This is a genomic window from Cardinium endosymbiont of Sogatella furcifera (assembly GCF_003351905.1).
In the GTDB taxonomy this organism is placed as follows: Bacteria; Bacteroidota; Bacteroidia; order Cytophagales; family Amoebophilaceae; genus Cardinium.
Window position 1 is genome coordinate 160,481 of the sequence record NZ_CP022339.1, and the last position, 15,643, is coordinate 176,123.

Genomic DNA, 15,643 nt, shown 5'->3' on the forward strand with positions numbered 1-15,643 from the left:
GCTATATACGATGCGTTACGTAACTTATTTCATCCATCCATTCGCTATATTCGCTTTATAGATAAAAGTAATGTTTATAGACTATATTCCCATGGATGATCACCTATTCAATAATACTACTCAACTCAATATGCCTTTTGATAGGGCTTCATTTTATTATACAAGCTGTGCTTCTACCAATGATATGGCCCAAAAATATCTGCTACATGCGGCAGAAGGAACCATTTTTATTTCAGAGCATCAGTATCAAGGAAGAGGACAACGGGGTAGTACTTGGACATCGGAATCGGGTAAAAATATTCTTTTTTCGTTTATCTTATATCCAACATGGTTAGCGCTAGGTGCGGTTTTTGCCTTGAATATTGTTACCAGTTTAGCCATTTATGAGGTACTTATAGGTTACTTGCAGGTGGCTATAAAATGGCCCAATGATATCTACTACTTAGACCAGAAATTGGGTGGTATGCTTATTGAAACCCATATAGGAGAGCGGCATAAGATCAAAACAGCTATAATCGGTATTGGCTTAAATGTCAATCAACTCTATTTTGAATCTTCCAAACGCACTTCCTTAGCCATACAAAAAGGCACTGTGCTGGATAGGGCGTTACTAGTCACCCAGATCATGGATGCCTTTGGTAGGTATTATGCGCGGCTACAAAATGGAACCTTCCATTTGCTTTGGGAGCAGTATATTCATATACTCTACCGAAACAGAGGATTTCATAAATTTGCAACCATGCATGGATCGTTGGAAGCACGTATTGTAACCGTCAATAAGCTAGGAGAGTTGGTAATCGCAACACGTGATGGCAACCAATATAGCTATAAAGCCAAAGAAATTATTTTTGTGTAATTATGAACCACGCTTGTAAATAGATACACTATTGCTTTGCAATAATCTTTCTAAGCTATAGGCCTTATCCAAACAATAATTACCTATTTGGGTTCGACATAAGCTATGCAAATAGGCTCCAACGCCTAGTTTTTTCCCTAAGTCATGAGCCAGTTGTCGAATATAGGTTCCTTTGCTGCAAACCACTTTGAAAGCAATGAATGGCAGCTCAATCTTCGTAATAAGGAAGGAACGGATCATTACGGCACGTGGGGTTAGGACAACTGCTTCTCCTTTTCTAGCTATTTGATAGGCCCTTTTTCCATCTACCTTAACGGCTGAATAAATAGGTGGTATTTGCATGATAGATCCAACAAAAGTAGCAGCAGCAGTTATGACCATCTCCTCGGTGATATGATCATAACTAGATAGACTATCAAAGGGTGTTTCTAAATCCATAGATGGCGTCGTTTTACCAAGCACAATTTGGCCAGTATACACCTTATCCAATGCTTGAATACTACTAATGTTTTTAGTTTGCCTACCACTACATAATAAAAGTAACCCTGTAGCCAGCGGATCCAAGGTACCTGCATGACCTATTTTTTTTATGTTTAAAGCATGACGAACCTTTTTGACCACATCAAAGGAGGTCCAACCCAAAGGTTTATCTACCATAAAAATAGCCTCGGAAAATTCGTTTGACGGTTGATACATATTATTAGTTACTAACTCCGATAAAAGCATTGAGAAACGAAAAATACCCGCAGTTTTGCCAATCAATATGATAGAGAAGATTCAAGATTATTGTTATTGGAAAAACATGACTCAAAAAGAGTTCTTGTATCAAGCTGTAGTTGCATTTCTAAAATGGAAAAAAATTGAAAGCAGACCAGACTCAGTTAAACATAGAGATGAATTTCTTAGAAAACGTAAAGCTAAAAAAAAATAACATACCATAGATGGTTAATCGGGTCTTTTAGGAAGTGTTCAATTAACTGTGTCAGTTTCGGGCTTCACGTCAACTCAGATTTGACTCTTCCAGGAAAAAAGATGTCTATCTGAGATATGGTCAGTGCCCAGTTTCTGAGCGGCATAGTCCATTTATCCTCCATCTTCTTGATAGCGCAATATACTGATTTATACAAAGCATTGACACTGGTAAATGCCCCTTTTGTTTTGGTAAACTGTCTAATTTGTCTATGGAGGCTTTCTATTGGATTGGTCGTATAAATTAGCCTTCTGACAGGATCTGAATATTTAAAGTAACCAGACAAATGCTCCCAGTTGTTTTGCCAAGATTTGATAACCATTGGATACTTTTCTCCCCATTTTTCTTCTAATTCCAATAGATAATGTTCTGCAACTTCCTTATTTGAAGCTTGATATACTTGCTTTAAATCAGTTAAAAAACGTTTTACATCTTTGCTAGCTACATACTTGATGGAATTGCGTATCTGGTGTACTACACAGACCTGCACCTGTGCATTGGGAAAAGCGTTATTAATGGCTGCAGGGAAGCTTTTTAGTCCATCAACACAGGCAATAAGGATATCTTCTACACCCCTTGCCTTAAGCTCGTTGAGTACACCTAACCAGAAATTAGCTCCCTCACTTTCAGATAAATAGAAGCCTAACACTTCTTTTTTACCCTCTTGATCTATGCCTAATAAGGTATACAGACATTTACTTACACATTTCCCATCTTCTTTAACCTTAAAAAACATACCATCCATAAAAACTATGGGGTAGACCGATTGAAGAGGACGGTTACGCCATTCATTTATTACTGGCAATAAGCTATCTGTAATAGCCGATATTTCAGCAGCTGATACTTTATGATCATAGATTTCTTCAATATGAGCGGCTATAGACTTATAGCTCATACCACTAGAAAACATGCTTAAAATCTTGGTTTCCAGTTCAGGATGAAGATTTGTTTGACGCTTTTTAACTATTTGTGGATCGAAACTACCTGTTCTATCTCTAGGGGTTACCAAGTCAAAGGAACCAGAGCTTGTACGAAAAGTTTTACAACTTTTACCATTCCTTCGATTATTTACTATCCTCTCACTAGACAAATGATGGGCCATCTCACCTTCTAGACTCGCCTCTAGAAGCTTTTTATCAGAGGGGTTAATGCCCCACCTTTGCCTGTCAATGGCTTACCTAAACGGATAGAGGACAAAATATTTGCCTCCAGAAATTTGTAATCTACTAAACCAACGTAGTCATTCTGCATATGTTCTTCCATGTCTAAAACCTTAAATGTTTAATTATTTAAATTATAACTTTTTGCAGACTTGACACAGTTAATCGAGTCTTTTATTTTCATTATTTAATAATCAGTAAAATATACTCATTAAGTTAACGTCATGGGCAAACGATTACAGTACATTATTTCCACTCTCGATTTTCGTGTCCTTTTATATGGACTTTTAAGTAACGTTGAACATTGGTTTTATAAGAACATCCATTAACACTACAGCTGTAGGTGTTTTTTGTATTGTGAATTTTTTGATGGCGTATTAAGTCAGATTCTACCTTAAAATTTTTCTCACAATGCTTACATTTTAATGTTTTTGTTGGATTGTGACGCTTAATATGCTCTTTTAGGTGACCCTCTGTTTTGAATTTTTGATCACATTGATCGCACTTCCAATTTCTTTCTTCATCGTGGAATTTTTTGTGTCTATCTAACTTCCATTTGTGTGTGAATTGTTTATAACAATCATTATACCCACACTTGTATTCTCCAGCTTTATTGCGGGATGTTTTTTTTCTACCTAGCGACTTGCTAGGTGCGCTGTGAATTTTCCTATTGCCTTTTTTTACTTTTAGCGTTTTTATATCTACTAATTCACTCCTCTTATTAGAAGACTTCGAGCGCAATGAATATGATTTCCTTGGGGAAGAATTGTGAAGCTGTGAAGATGATTTCTTTTTTACACCTATTCTTGGAGGTGTGCGCTCATCTACTTTTGACGCTGTCTCATCATCATTATGTTCTAAATAGTCAGAGTCTGTTTCATCACCATAGTCTGGGTAAGCCTCTGGGGCATCACCATAGCTTGATTGAACTTCTATATGCCTACTATCTGATTCAGGGTGATCTGCTGTAATTAGTTTACAAAAGTATAAACAACTATTCTGAAAACGTTCCACTGACGTACACAGGGATGTAAGCTTCTTACAAATATTACACTCTTTTGGAGTATCACGATCTATATCAGATATTGCAAGGCCTTGTAAAACCTTATCGCTTTCAGATAGAATACATAGCATACATTCTAGTATTAAATTAGGCGGACATTTACTTTTAAGTAATTCTAATGTTGATTCCACAGACATAGCCTTATCTGGATCCAGATTTAGCATTACCCCATCAAGGCTAGAACCATTACGACAGAATATTTTATATTTATCACGAATATTCCGCAGATCATTATTTATTGTTAATCGTTTTTCTACAACCACGTATTCAATCTGGCTATGGTCAAATTCATGAGTCTTATGGTTAGTAGAATCTTCAATACGTATTGGATCGACATTATAGTTACAGTACTTGGATGTTAACTCTACCCGAACATTATTAACTTGCTGTGCACTACAACCATATATGGAACACACCAACAATAAATAATAAACAATAAAAAAATAGTATAAATTCTTGCTACAAAATTTATTTTTTACTACATTAACGTGCTGGTACATTGGATAAAATTCTTTTATAAAGTTAGTAGCTTGACTGCATTTAAATCATGTTTTAATTCAGCCGCTATTAGGGGCCTGCATAACCTTGTAGCTTGTGCCTATCTCAATCGGCATAAATAACATTTAAATCTGATATTTATACTTTTGGTGGTTTTTTAGTGTATTGAAGTTCAATAGAATGTATCATTCTTAACTTGCTTAATACTAGGCCATTCTATCAATGGTTAGGTATTTATGCAATATACAACGCATATTTTATGTTCGTTTTGAATTAAACTACATAGCTAATTATTTAAGAACCTGCCAATATACTTACCTTGGCCTATTTCAGTGCGAGTAGGGTTCTACAAGAGCTTCATCGATTTCCAATTTTAAACTATTGAAACAGGAAAGTGAAGTAGTTTTTTATATGAACCAATCCTTAAAGGGACTCTACTGACTTACAAACAACATTTTGCAAAAATTCCAATTTTTTTATTAAAAAAACAAGTAAACCATTATACTCTTTATCCGTTTCCCTGTTAATACTATAGTGGCGTAAAAAAATCGGACAAAAGTTTTTGGGATTTCTAATCTAAGATAGATTTTTTAAAAGTAAAAAGTGCTAAGGTAATTTCAACCATACTTTTAGATTTTGAATATCCCTTTGCTTTTGCTATGGATATTTTGTCAAAATAGGGACAAAATTCCTTTGACTAATAACTTAACTGAAAGACAAATCAGGCAGTACGTGGTATACCGTAAAACTCTTACTTTACTCAATCAGAAAAGGGGGATAGATTCTTAAAACGGGTCATCTCTTTGTATTTAACTGCTAAACAACAAAAACTAAATCCTTTCAAACAGTTGATAAATATAATCGCCTAAAAACCACTGCGCTGAACGTAAACGTCTAGTTTTCTAAAAATAAAAATTATTTGTTGATCTAGAAAAACAAGGATATTTCTTATATTCATGAGGTAATATGGTATTGATGACCATAAGCATTTACTAGATTTAATCAGTCAATTTCACCCTAAATTAGGGGAACTTTCCATGTCAGTAGCTGAAAAATTAAGACAAGAAGGTCAAGAAAAAGGAAAATTAATGGGTATCCAAATTGGTCAAGAGAAAGGCAAATTAGACATAGCCAAAGCTCTGTTATCCGAAGGTGAATCGATAAAAAGAGTGATGCGCTTAACTGGCCTATCTAGTACTCAGCTTAAAGGCCTTATGCCTACTAAATGGGATCTAATCTAATATTAGATAGGTGTTTTATGAGTTCTTGCCTATTAAAACATCTATTTCTTGGTCTTTTTTTTAAAAATTTTGCTCAACATCCACATATTGATGAATCTCTTTCAAATCTTTTAGTTTTTGATTTTCAAATTTCTTATCAAAACTACTTACCTTCTTCAAATACAATTTCAAGAAGGCTTAATTGCTTTCCACTACTCTGCCAGCAAACGCTCCCACTTACATTCCATAAAATCTTTCGGGGAAAGAATAGGTTTTTCTTGCAGATGGGTACCCTCTCCAGCTGTTTCTGTACGACCACTTTGGTAATGATTAGCTGAGGAAGAAGAAGAAACTACTTTTTTTTCTTTTTTCCCCATGATGTGGCTGGCCCAGTCAGCAGAAATCCCTTCCACATTGCCAATAATCTTATTGACGAAAGTATCCTGTATCGGAATGGGTGGGATATCAGAGTAACCTTATTGTCAAACTTTTCAATAGGTATTTAACGATGCATCCATTTATCTTGTTCAAACTATTCTTAGTGATCATTTTGAACACTTTACAAGCTTATTTTTTCCATAGGGGAGCTCAAAAAGGCTTATCAAGACAAGCATCGAGTTATTCCGTTAGCCATTGCCATGAGTGGCCTGCCAGGTAGGTATCAAAAAATAGCCGCTAATTGGTTTAGCTTGCACCCCTCTTTTAATAAAGAAATTCAGTATCTATTAGACGATGATGCAGCGGGTCTTAAAGTCAATGAACGGCTAGCAGCTTATAATTTGCTGCAAAAAAATATCATTTCCTCAACAAAACTTAAAGAAAAAGCTGTAAAATTACGAAACAAGGCTTCTATTTTAACTAAAATTGACCGGGTTTCTATCGCAGCAGAACAAGATCGGTTGGCTTGGAAAAGTATGGTAACATACGAAATCAATGAAAGAGAGAGAAAAAGAAATCAAAATAGATAAAATGATGCGTAAGATAGATGCACTGCCTATTGGCTATTCAGATGTTGAAAGGGTTATTAGAACAGGCTATTATGTAGATAAAACCCGATATGCACAAGAGCTAATAGAAAAAGAAAATCCTGTATTTATAGCTCGTCCTCGTAGATTTGGGAAATCACTGTTTATCAATACACTGGCTACTATATGTAGCGGAGAAAAAGAAATTTTTAAAGATTGCTATATAGGTCAACCAGAAAATGGATATGAGTGGAGGAAATATCCGGTGATTGATTTAGATTTTTCCAGATTAACCAATGATACACCTGAGGAACTAAAAGAATCCATCAAGAAAGCTTTAAAAGAAATAGCATTTCTATATGAATTAAAAATAGAGGACCAAACGGTCAAAGGTACTTTGCAGGATTTAATCATGAAGTTAATGAATCTACAATGTATCAGTGCAAGTAGTGAAATTAGGTCATCTGACTATGAGTCTAAAATAGTAGTACTTATAGACGAATACGATGCGCCTATAGTTCATCTAACCAAAGGCTCAGATCTAGAAAAATCCAATATCAAAGTCATGAAAGATTTCTTTATGACTTTAAAGTCCTTCAACAAATATTTTCAACTCACCTTGATCACTGGTGTAAGCAAATTTAGTTTATCGGATGTATTTTCAGGGACCAATCATTTAAAAGATATCACCATTGATGCATCTGCTGATGCCATGTTTGGTTATACCCAGCAAGAAATCGTAATCATATTCTCAAAAAACTTAGAAGATATTGCTAAAAAATGGAGTATAAAAGAAAATAAAAACATAACTCCATCAGAAGTAATGGGAGAGATTACAACCTATTATAATGGATATAAGTTTTATGAAGATGGCTTAAGTGTATATAACCCCTGGTCTACGCTAAGATTTTTAGATGCTGGTAAACTAGAAAACTACTGGTACGAATCCGGTAGCCCAAGTTTACTCATTAATCAGATGTTAGTAGATCCTGATAGGTTTGACTTTCAGTCAGATAATCTCCAAATGGAGGCCACTAGGGATGATCTAATGTATACAGGCAGTAGGAGTGAAATTGGTTTAAAGTCTCTAATGTTTCAAACGGGGTATTTAACTATTCATAATTATGATGACTCTACTGGGCTATACATCCTAAAATTCCCTAACAAAGAAATAGAAGCTTCTTTTCAGAAAAGTATAAAGTCCAGTTTAGAAAAAAGCGTAAAAGATTATTTCATACAAGAGCGAGATAAAATTAGAAGCGCATTAGCTAATAAAAAAATTGAGATGTTTATAGAACATATCAATACAGCTTTTGCCACTCTTCCGTACTACATCGACACAAAGCAAGAGAAACAGTACCATAGCAATCTACATATGCTGCTGCAAGGCTTGGGATTTCTAGGAGGTAGGAAAATGCATATGCATAGCGAATCCGTTTCTAGCCAAGGTAGATCAGATATCGTTCTAGAATCAGAAACAGCGATTTACATTATAGAGATAAAGTATAGATCCAGCGGCAAAATAGCCTTAGCACAAATCAAAGCAAATGGCTATTATAAACCTTACTTACTCCGGCAAAAATCCATTATACTACTAGGCATAAATTTCAATGAGGAAACCAGAATGATAGATAACTGGGCATACGAAATACATGAAGAGCATCTAAAACAATAAATTCTATGGATTTATAAAAGCCTACTAATATAGCCTAAAAATACCACAAAAAACAACTATTTTTCCCCATAAAGTTTACATAGAAACTTAGTACTTTATATAGCACACTTTAAAATCGATATAGACCCAGCAATGCGTGAATTATTAGGCCCCATATTGATATACACGCACGCATCTAAATGAAGAATTAACGAAACCCTAATAAAAGATATTCATAATAGAATAGAATACAATACAATATATTGATTAGGAATCGTCTCAATAAAAATCGCCACTGGACTTATTTCTCTCTAGTAAATGATAAAGAAAAAGGAACTATAGTGGATTTTATATTAAAGCGTGGTTTCAGCTATAAAGCTATTCGTGTCCTAAATAGTATGCACTTGGATGATACCGTCATAAAAAATCAATTTTCACTTGAAAATGAATTAAAAGAATTATCTATACAAGAACAACTAGCCAAAGTATATTTTTATAGTTTTGAATCCAACATAACATCAAATTACTTAAAGGCGCGTGGTATTGCAGCATCAACCTATAGACCTTATATCGGTACCTCTTTGCAAGTAGATAAAAAAGTGGTTTAAGGTTTAAACGAGTAAGGTATATTGACAGAAAAAACCGAAGGTTGGAACATAAATCGAGACGCTTTAAAAACTATATGAGGCCGACTTTCTTTTCTAAATTAGTGGATGGATTACTTTGGGGATCATCTTTAGTTCTTACTGCTGGTTGTATTAAAATGTCCGGTATATGCCAGCATATTCTAGAAGCATCCGCCCAAATCAGTGCTCAAAGAGAAGATAGTAAAGTAAGAAGCCTAAAAGAGTTTTCTTTTCTAGAATTCATGACTATTACCTGTGAATCTAATAATCCCCTACTTTTACATAAGTTTTTCAAGGATATTACCACTCACTTACCACGTTTGAGCTACTTATTTAATCAGTGTGGCCCCGTTCTATATGGTACATTAAATAGTTAGAAAGGACTAATTACTTAAATATATTTATATGTACAAATATAATATATTAATTCTTTATAAATTACAAATAAGTATTTATTTTTAATTTCCATGAGAGATATTTCTATTTTTTTGTTGCAATACCCTTTTCTTTATTTGTATTTTCATAATATTCTAGTGCCTGCTTGGCGACTTGTTCTAAAGTTATCCCTATTGCTCTTTCTAAGTATGTATTGGCTATTTGCACATCTATCTATTTTTTACATAAAGCAAAGAGGCATGATCTAAGTCTTGTCGTTTATCTATACCTACCACATTTAACACAAAGACATAAACACCTAAATTATAATGTTTCTTGATTAAGCCGCTGAAAGTGTCATCTTACAGATGGAAAAACAGAAAGCGCCCCCTGTCGGGGCTCAAAGGAAACTGTTTTTCCTAATCATCTGTATAATGCCACTTTTTACACCACGACTTTTTATAGGGGCGGGTTTTTTTGACGCAAAAACCATCGCGCTGAACACATACGCGGACAGGGACAACGACGCATACGCATGAGCCATGACGATCTCTGTGTTAGAATAGATGTCCCTTAAGCCCCCGCCATTGGGTGAATGGAAACTAATTTAGCAGCTCTAAGTCTTCTTGCACCGCTCATAACCTCATATGCTACGCCAGCATTTTCAGAAGTAAGGCAAGGGTTTCCTTTAACTTGCGTCTATCTACAATCATATCTAAGAAGCCATGTGCCAATAAAAACTCTGCGGTTTGAAAGCCTTTTGGCAGTTCTTTCCCCACAGTTTCTCGAATCACACGTGGACCTGCAAAACCAATTAGTGCGCCTGGTTCAGCCATATTGATGTCCCCTAGCATCGCATAGGAGGCGCTTACACCCCCTGTAGTTGGATCGGTTAGTAGCGAAATATAAGGAATTTTAGCTTGCGCTAGTTGTAATAACTTGGCAGCTGTTTTGGCCATTTGCATCAATGAAAAACTGCCTTCCATCATGCGGGCACCACCAGACTTAGAGATAATCAATAGAGGCATTTGATGCGCTAAACAGTGATTAATCAATTGGGCTATTTTTTCGCCTACTACACTACCCATGGAACCCCCAATAAATGTAAAATCCATGCAGGCAATGGCCAGTGGTAGGTTATGGATCTCCCCATAAGCCGTTCGAATGGCATCCGTTAAATCTGTTTGTGCTTCTGCTTGCTTGAGTCGCTCTGTATAAGGCCTGTTGTCTATAAATTGCAGGGGATCTGCTGATCGAAAGGTTGCATTGAGTTCCGTAAAACGGTTTTCATCAAATAGAATGGAAAAATACTCTTTAGAACCAATCGGTAAATGATGGCCATCATCGGGCACAACGTGTAAGTTTTCTTGTAATACCCTGCTGTGTATAATCTTGCCTTTTGGGGTTTTTACCCACAGTCCATCAGGTGACTCTTTTTTGGCAGAACTAGGGGTTAGAATGCCTTTCTTTTTGCGCCTAAACCAACTTAGGTTGTCGTTTATTAAACTCATAGGGTTGTAAATATACTTTATGGATGTTCAGGACGCATTTGTGGGAAAAATAGTACATCTTGAATAGAATTTGAGTTGGTCATGATCATCGTTAGGCGATCTATACCTATGCCAATACCTACTGTTGGTGGCATGCCATAGCGTAAGGCCTTTAAAAAATCATGGTCTACGACCATCGCTTCTTCATCGCCCCGTTCGCCTAACGTGCGCTGTTCCTCTAGCCTTTGCTGTTGATCGATGGGGTCATTTAATTCGGAGAATGCATTGCAGATCTCTTTACCTGCACATATCACCTCAAACCGTTCTGTTAACGCTGGGTTGTCCCGGTGGCGTTTGGCCAAGGGAGACATTTCAACTGGATAGTCGGTTATAATGGTTGGTTGAATCAGATAAGGTTCACACTTTTCCCCAAAGATTTCATCTATAATTTTACCTTTGGCTAAGTTGTCTGCGATATGGATACCAAATTGATGGGCTACGGTGCGTAATGCGGCCTCATCCATATTGCTTACATCATATCCGGTAAAATGATGAATCGCTTCAAACATCGTAAAGCGTTTCCATGGCCGTTTAAAGTTAATCAGATGGGAGCCAAATGATATTTTTGTGGTACCATGTAGGGCAAGTGCAACCTCTTCTACCAATTCTTCTACATAGTCCATCATCCAAAGGTAGTCTTTGTAGGCAACATAAAGCTCTACTTGCGTAAATTCTGGATTGTGAAAACGGGACATCCCTTCGTTTCTGAAATCTTTGGCGAATTCATAGACCCCTTCATAACCACCAATAATTAACCGTTTTAAATACAGTTCATTGGAAATACGTAGATATAAGCGCATATCTAGGGTATGGTGGTGGGTAGTAAAAGGACGTGCAGAGGCGCCTCCATAAATGGGTTGCAAGATAGGGGTCTCCACTTCTAGATAACCTTGACGGTGCAAAGAAGCTTTCATCGTATGAATCAACTTGGCCCGTTGCTCAAATACTTTGCGTACCTCTGGATTTACAATTAAATCAACATATCTTTGACGATACCGTTGTTCTGGATCGGTAAAAGCATCATGCACGGTTGTACCTTCTTGGGTGGTTACTTCTTTGACAATCGGTAGGGGCGTTAAGGCTTTGGTAAGCAACCGAAGATGCGTGACGTGGAGAGCTATCGCACCTACTTGCGTGGTAAATACAAAGCCTTGTACTTCAATGATGTCACCTATATCTAGTAGCTTCTTAAAAAAAGTATTATAGTGGCTTTTATCCTCCCCAGGGCAAATGGTATCTCGTTGGACATAGAGTTGGATCCGTCCACTTGCATCCTGTAGTTCTACAAAAGAGGCTGCACCTATAATTCTGCGACCCATAATGCGGCCTGCTAGTACTACATGGCTATATTTTGCTTTATCTGTTTCTTTGTAATGGGCAAGAATAGTGGCTGCTTTGGCATTGATGGGATGGACAAAGGATGGATAGGGATTGATTCCCATGGCTTCTAGTTGGGCTTTTTTCTGCGTCCGAATAATGGCTTGTTCATTCAGCTCCTGCATGGTTTATAAAAAATTATACATTTGATTGCTATTGATAGCAAATAGTAATCTATGGATGCGCCTGCAGCGATCACCCTTAGTTCCTCTAATTTACACTTATTTCTATAATTCTATACTTGGTTGTGCCTGTTTTTGTGGTATGGTAAGCTGGTTCGATTGATTCTTTTTGCTTGTACATGTTAAGCATCTCTTGTTAAGAGCCTATTATTTACCTATATTTTAAAATGGTTTATGCTGAAGTTCATTATTTTATGATCTATGGAGTCAGTTGTATCGCAGTTTACCTACATCTTTTAAAGTAATTTAATCTATGCATATGCTTAAAGTCTTACACAAGGCAAAATATTTATCAGTTGTAATTGTTCTGTTTTTGGGTTGTCAACAGGCGAATCAAATGGATGTGTTGTCGAAATTCTATTCATCTGATTTTCAAAATTCTAGCGTACGCCCAGATTGGGATCAGGAGGTCAAGCAAGCTATAAAAGCATACAGCTTCACTACATACTGTGTATGGCTTGCCGGTATGCTTGAAAAGAATGACTCCTTAAAGAGTTTTGTAGATGAGCTACTTCTCCAATATAAAGATAGCTTCATAGTGCAATCTGAACATCTATTGCCAAAGTCTAGACTTGGATATTTCAGCACTACTTTCCATTCTTTTAAAAAACAGGCCGATGCGGTTTGCAAAGAGTTAAAAGCAAAGTTAACCAAAGATATTAGAGTAAAGTTAGGTACAAGATATGACAGCACTTGGTCGAAAGAGAAATATGAACAAGCAGTTGACGCAATAATCAAACATACCCCTATCGTTTTATCTGGGTTTAGTCAGGGTGGCAGTATAGCGGTTGAGATAGCGCGGAATAGCATCCACTATGGGTTATCTATTCAAGGTGTACTTTTGATGCTGACAGATTTGAGTGGGGTAGTGCCATTTCAAAAAGGTATGGAGGATTTAAGGAAATTTAAGGACCCTGATATACGTGCTGGCTTCGAAATCGTGACGGGCAAGTCTGTTGATTCTAATTATAGTAAGATGTCGAAGGCAAAATTTGGTGTGGGTGTTGTATCTCCCCTATTAGCCAGATTCGGGTACAAAACAGCAATAGAATGTATGCGTCCTGGTTCTAGGACTAACCTGGATCATATTCAATTTGTACGTCAAGGTATAGATGCCACTGGTTCAAAACACAATATTCCTATATTGATTGTCGCTGGCCATATAGGTGATGTAAATGATTATTATGACTACGACACATCTGATGACGAAAAAACCCGCAAGGTAGAAGCCTTTAACAAAGGACTTAATATATTTATGTCTGGTCATGAGGCGGCATATCATGATGGCGCAGTGCCTTTCAAAAATCAATTCGGTAGAGGACCAAGTCTTGAAGATATTACTACTTTTTCCTCTGGTACCTGTATATCGAATATAGCTTTAGACAATATGGATTATGTTATGCCTAATAAGCCTGATAATGTAGATATATATATTGTTGGCGAAGATGTTTTTCATGGCAAAAAGAAATTTAAGACTTGTTTTGCTGAATTTGATAACCCTAAGATGTTGAAAAACCAAGAGCTTTATGAGATTGAGAAAGTTCCGCGCGAAATCATAGCATGGCTTAACAGTAAAGTGAAGCGTCATTGTAATAGAAAGTAGTGCAGATACATCTCTTAAAGTAAATCGACCTATGTATGTTGTTAAAATTTTAGATAATATAAAGTAGATAATTTAGTTATGGCCAATCCATTTTTGTTGAGTAGCCTTTTGTTGAGTAGCCAACTCGTTAATTATTCCCCAATGTTTAAAGAAGGGAACGTAGTCTCTTCCGTCTCCGATGTAACAGATACCCAAAATGACTCTACTTTGCTTAAGGAGGTTGAGCAGGTTATAAACCAGTCTAGAGATATTTTTTTGGTATGGCTGCATGGTATGTGTCAGAATAATGACGCTGGAGAACAACTTCTACCTGAAATTATCGATACAGATCCGCTTAGTAAGCTCAAGGAGCATATTAAGCTTATATTCCCAACATCCAGGGTTGGCGACGTTAATACGTTATTTCGTTCTATTTCTGACGAAGCGGATGGTGTGGTTAGGGAGATTCAAGCAAAGATCAAAGAATATGTTAAAGGTTTATTAGATAGCGCCTGTAGCTCCTGGACCGAACAGCAAAGAGAGAAGGGCGCTGAACTAGGGATGCAGTATGTCCCTGTTTTTTTAAGTGGTTTTAGTCAAGGTGGCGTTGTCGCCACTAACATAGGATATAACAGTAAAAGCAAGTATGGGCTTACTATTAAAGGTGTAGTTTGCATAGAGACACCTTTAACGGGCGTAAAGTCATTTGAACCAAGTTTGCTAGATGTGGTTCGGTTTCTACACCATGGTGGTAAGGGCTTAAGTGAGATCGGAGTGAGCTTTATGTCAACTACGGGTAAGATGTTCGCTGCAGAGATGGGTGTAGACTTATCGGCATTGCTCAAAGAGGAGGATAAAATTCAAACTGTTATAGCGTCTATGCAACCTAATGCTCAATCTATTCAAGATTGTTTTAACTTTATTCGTAAAAACAAAGATGCGATGGATAGGGCACATAATATCCCCATGTTATTGATGTGTGGTTGTATAAAGGATCTAACATCATATTGGACTTTGCAGCCAAGTGATGAAAAAGCAGTAGTAGCGCTTAATGCTGCGTTGGAGAAATTTATAGGTGGCAAATTTAATGATGGTGTAGTCTCTTTACAAGGCCAATTGTGTAGAGTGGAAAGTGTTGATTCCCTGACTGATTTTTCTCCTACTACCTGCTTAGAACATATGGCAAGGGAAAAGCCGGATTATGATTATGTTATGCCTAATAAGCCCTCTAATGTAGAATTATATATTGCTGAAGAAGATGTGTGGCATCATAAGGCACGTCTTGGTGCTATATTAACAAACTTGGATGGTGCTAAGATGGTCAAACCTAGCAACCAGATGTTTGATTATGAGGCCTCTAAGTCTAGATTCTCAAAATGGCTCTATGAGTGCATGAGTCGATAGATGAAGGTAGCGTAACCGATACTGCTATCGATATAGTATTTTTGAAAAGCTCACGTCATTAGACTTTCTGCACAACGCTACTTCTGCTGACAATTTCCACTTGGATCCGGTGCTCAAATTACACCTAGTAGATGGCGGTTTTGCGCTCCGTGTCCCCTAAA

The 15,643-nt window shown here is 36.7% G+C and carries 14 protein-coding genes and 2 pseudogenes; 9 read left to right on the forward strand and 7 right to left on the reverse strand.

Going from position 1 to position 15,643, the window contains the following annotated elements:
• Window positions 1-70 precede the first annotated feature (70 nt).
• On the forward strand, window positions 71-856 hold the full coding sequence (locus CE557_RS00675; protein WP_114909716.1) for a biotin--[acetyl-CoA-carboxylase] ligase: 786 nt from the start codon (window positions 71-73) through the stop codon (window positions 854-856).
• On the opposite strand, the gene truB is transcribed toward CE557_RS00675, so the two are convergent.
• From truB to CE557_RS00690, 3 genes and pseudogenes are all read right to left on the reverse strand, one after another.
• Entirely contained in the window at window positions 857-1,552 is a 696-nt protein-coding gene (gene truB, locus CE557_RS00680) for a tRNA pseudouridine(55) synthase TruB (RefSeq protein WP_114909717.1), read from the reverse strand.
• 299 nt (window positions 1,553-1,851) lie between these two features.
• Window positions 1,852-3,077: pseudogene (locus CE557_RS00685) on the reverse strand (IS256 family transposase).
• 155 nt (window positions 3,078-3,232) lie between these two features.
• Window positions 3,233-4,549, reverse strand: coding sequence for a C2H2-type zinc finger protein (locus tag CE557_RS00690; RefSeq protein ID WP_114909718.1), 1,317 nt, complete (start codon window positions 4,547-4,549; stop codon window positions 3,233-3,235).
• 682 nt (window positions 4,550-5,231) lie between these two features.
• On the opposite strand from CE557_RS00690, the pseudogene CE557_RS00695 reads away from it, so the two are divergent.
• Window positions 5,232-5,416: pseudogene (locus CE557_RS00695) on the forward strand (IS66 family transposase); the annotation flags it as partial.
• A gap of 168 nt (window positions 5,417-5,584) precedes the next feature.
• Complete coding sequence (locus tag CE557_RS00700) at window positions 5,585-5,788, forward strand: hypothetical protein (RefSeq protein ID WP_114909719.1); 204 nt, start codon at window positions 5,585-5,587, stop codon at window positions 5,786-5,788.
• Between the two features lie 191 nt (window positions 5,789-5,979).
• Here the strand turns inward: CE557_RS00700 and CE557_RS00705 are convergent, their stop codons facing one another.
• Window positions 5,980-6,180 (reverse strand): hypothetical protein, encoded by a 201-nt coding sequence (locus CE557_RS00705; RefSeq protein WP_114909720.1) that lies wholly within the window; start codon window positions 6,178-6,180, stop codon window positions 5,980-5,982.
• A gap of 225 nt (window positions 6,181-6,405) precedes the next feature.
• Here CE557_RS00705 and CE557_RS00710 point away from each other — a divergent pair, with 225 nt between their 5' ends.
• The 4 genes from CE557_RS00710 to CE557_RS00725 all read left to right on the forward strand — a co-directional run bounded on the left by CE557_RS00710 (window position 6,406) and on the right by CE557_RS00725 (window position 9,389).
• Entirely contained in the window at window positions 6,406-6,735 is a 330-nt protein-coding gene (locus tag CE557_RS00710) for a hypothetical protein (RefSeq protein WP_114909721.1), read from the forward strand.
• Window positions 6,701-8,407, forward strand: a complete 1,707-nt coding sequence (locus tag CE557_RS00715) for an AAA family ATPase (protein WP_114909722.1) — start codon at window positions 6,701-6,703, stop codon at window positions 8,405-8,407. The genes CE557_RS00710 and CE557_RS00715 overlap by 35 nt, the downstream gene beginning before the upstream one ends.
• 242 nt (window positions 8,408-8,649) lie before the next feature.
• Entirely contained in the window at window positions 8,650-8,994 is a 345-nt protein-coding gene (locus CE557_RS04995) for a hypothetical protein (RefSeq protein ID WP_162789901.1), read from the forward strand.
• 74 nt (window positions 8,995-9,068) lie between these two features.
• The gene (locus CE557_RS00725) at window positions 9,069-9,389 is read left to right on the forward strand and encodes a hypothetical protein (RefSeq protein ID WP_114909724.1); all 321 of its coding nucleotides are present in this window, start codon (window positions 9,069-9,071) and stop codon (window positions 9,387-9,389) included.
• 103 nt (window positions 9,390-9,492) lie between these two features.
• Here the strand turns inward: CE557_RS00725 and CE557_RS05215 are convergent, their stop codons facing one another.
• From CE557_RS05215 to lysS, 3 genes are all read right to left on the reverse strand, one after another.
• The gene (locus tag CE557_RS05215) at window positions 9,493-9,615 is read right to left on the reverse strand and encodes a hypothetical protein (RefSeq protein WP_255410644.1); all 123 of its coding nucleotides are present in this window, start codon (window positions 9,613-9,615) and stop codon (window positions 9,493-9,495) included.
• 422 nt (window positions 9,616-10,037) lie between these two features.
• Window positions 10,038-10,898 (reverse strand): acetyl-CoA carboxylase, carboxyltransferase subunit beta, encoded by an 861-nt coding sequence (gene accD / locus CE557_RS00730; protein WP_114909725.1) that lies wholly within the window; start codon window positions 10,896-10,898, stop codon window positions 10,038-10,040.
• A 17-nt stretch (window positions 10,899-10,915) separates the two neighbouring features.
• Window positions 10,916-12,439, reverse strand: a complete 1,524-nt coding sequence (lysS, locus tag CE557_RS00735) for a lysine--tRNA ligase (protein WP_114909726.1) — start codon at window positions 12,437-12,439, stop codon at window positions 10,916-10,918.
• Between the two features lie 310 nt (window positions 12,440-12,749).
• Between lysS and CE557_RS00740 the strand changes: the two genes are divergently transcribed.
• Together CE557_RS00740 and CE557_RS00745 are read left to right on the forward strand one after the other, a co-directional pair.
• Window positions 12,750-14,099, forward strand: coding sequence for an alpha/beta hydrolase (locus CE557_RS00740; protein ID WP_114909727.1), 1,350 nt, complete (start codon window positions 12,750-12,752; stop codon window positions 14,097-14,099).
• Window positions 14,100-14,177: 78 nt separating this feature from the next.
• Complete coding sequence (locus tag CE557_RS00745; protein ID WP_162789902.1) at window positions 14,178-15,482, forward strand: alpha/beta hydrolase; 1,305 nt, start codon at window positions 14,178-14,180, stop codon at window positions 15,480-15,482.
• The last annotated feature ends 161 nt before the right edge of the window (window positions 15,483-15,643 follow it).

Bases quoted from the DNA above. Each gene is read 5' to 3' on its own strand.
- CE557_RS00690 (WP_114909718.1), bottom strand. From the start codon at position 4,549: ATGTACCAGCACGTTAATGTAGTAAAAAATAAATTTTGTAGCAAGAAT.
- CE557_RS00715 (WP_114909722.1), top strand. From the start codon at position 6,701: ATGAAAGAGAGAGAAAAAGAAATCAAAATAGATAAAATGATGCGTAAG.
- CE557_RS00675 (WP_114909716.1), top strand. From the start codon at position 71: ATGTTTATAGACTATATTCCCATGGATGATCACCTATTCAATAATACT.
- truB (WP_114909717.1), bottom strand. From the start codon at position 1,552: ATGTATCAACCGTCAAACGAATTTTCCGAGGCTATTTTTATGGTAGAT.
- CE557_RS00700 (WP_114909719.1), top strand. From the start codon at position 5,585: ATGTCAGTAGCTGAAAAATTAAGACAAGAAGGTCAAGAAAAAGGAAAA.
- CE557_RS00740 (WP_114909727.1), top strand. From the start codon at position 12,750: ATGCATATGCTTAAAGTCTTACACAAGGCAAAATATTTATCAGTTGTA.
- lysS (WP_114909726.1), bottom strand. From the start codon at position 12,439: ATGCAGGAGCTGAATGAACAAGCCATTATTCGGACGCAGAAAAAAGCC.
- accD (WP_114909725.1), bottom strand. From the start codon at position 10,898: ATGAGTTTAATAAACGACAACCTAAGTTGGTTTAGGCGCAAAAAGAAA.
- CE557_RS00710 (WP_114909721.1), top strand. From the start codon at position 6,406: ATGAGTGGCCTGCCAGGTAGGTATCAAAAAATAGCCGCTAATTGGTTT.
- CE557_RS00725 (WP_114909724.1), top strand. From the start codon at position 9,069: ATGAGGCCGACTTTCTTTTCTAAATTAGTGGATGGATTACTTTGGGGA.
- CE557_RS00745 (WP_162789902.1), top strand. From the start codon at position 14,178: ATGGCCAATCCATTTTTGTTGAGTAGCCTTTTGTTGAGTAGCCAACTC.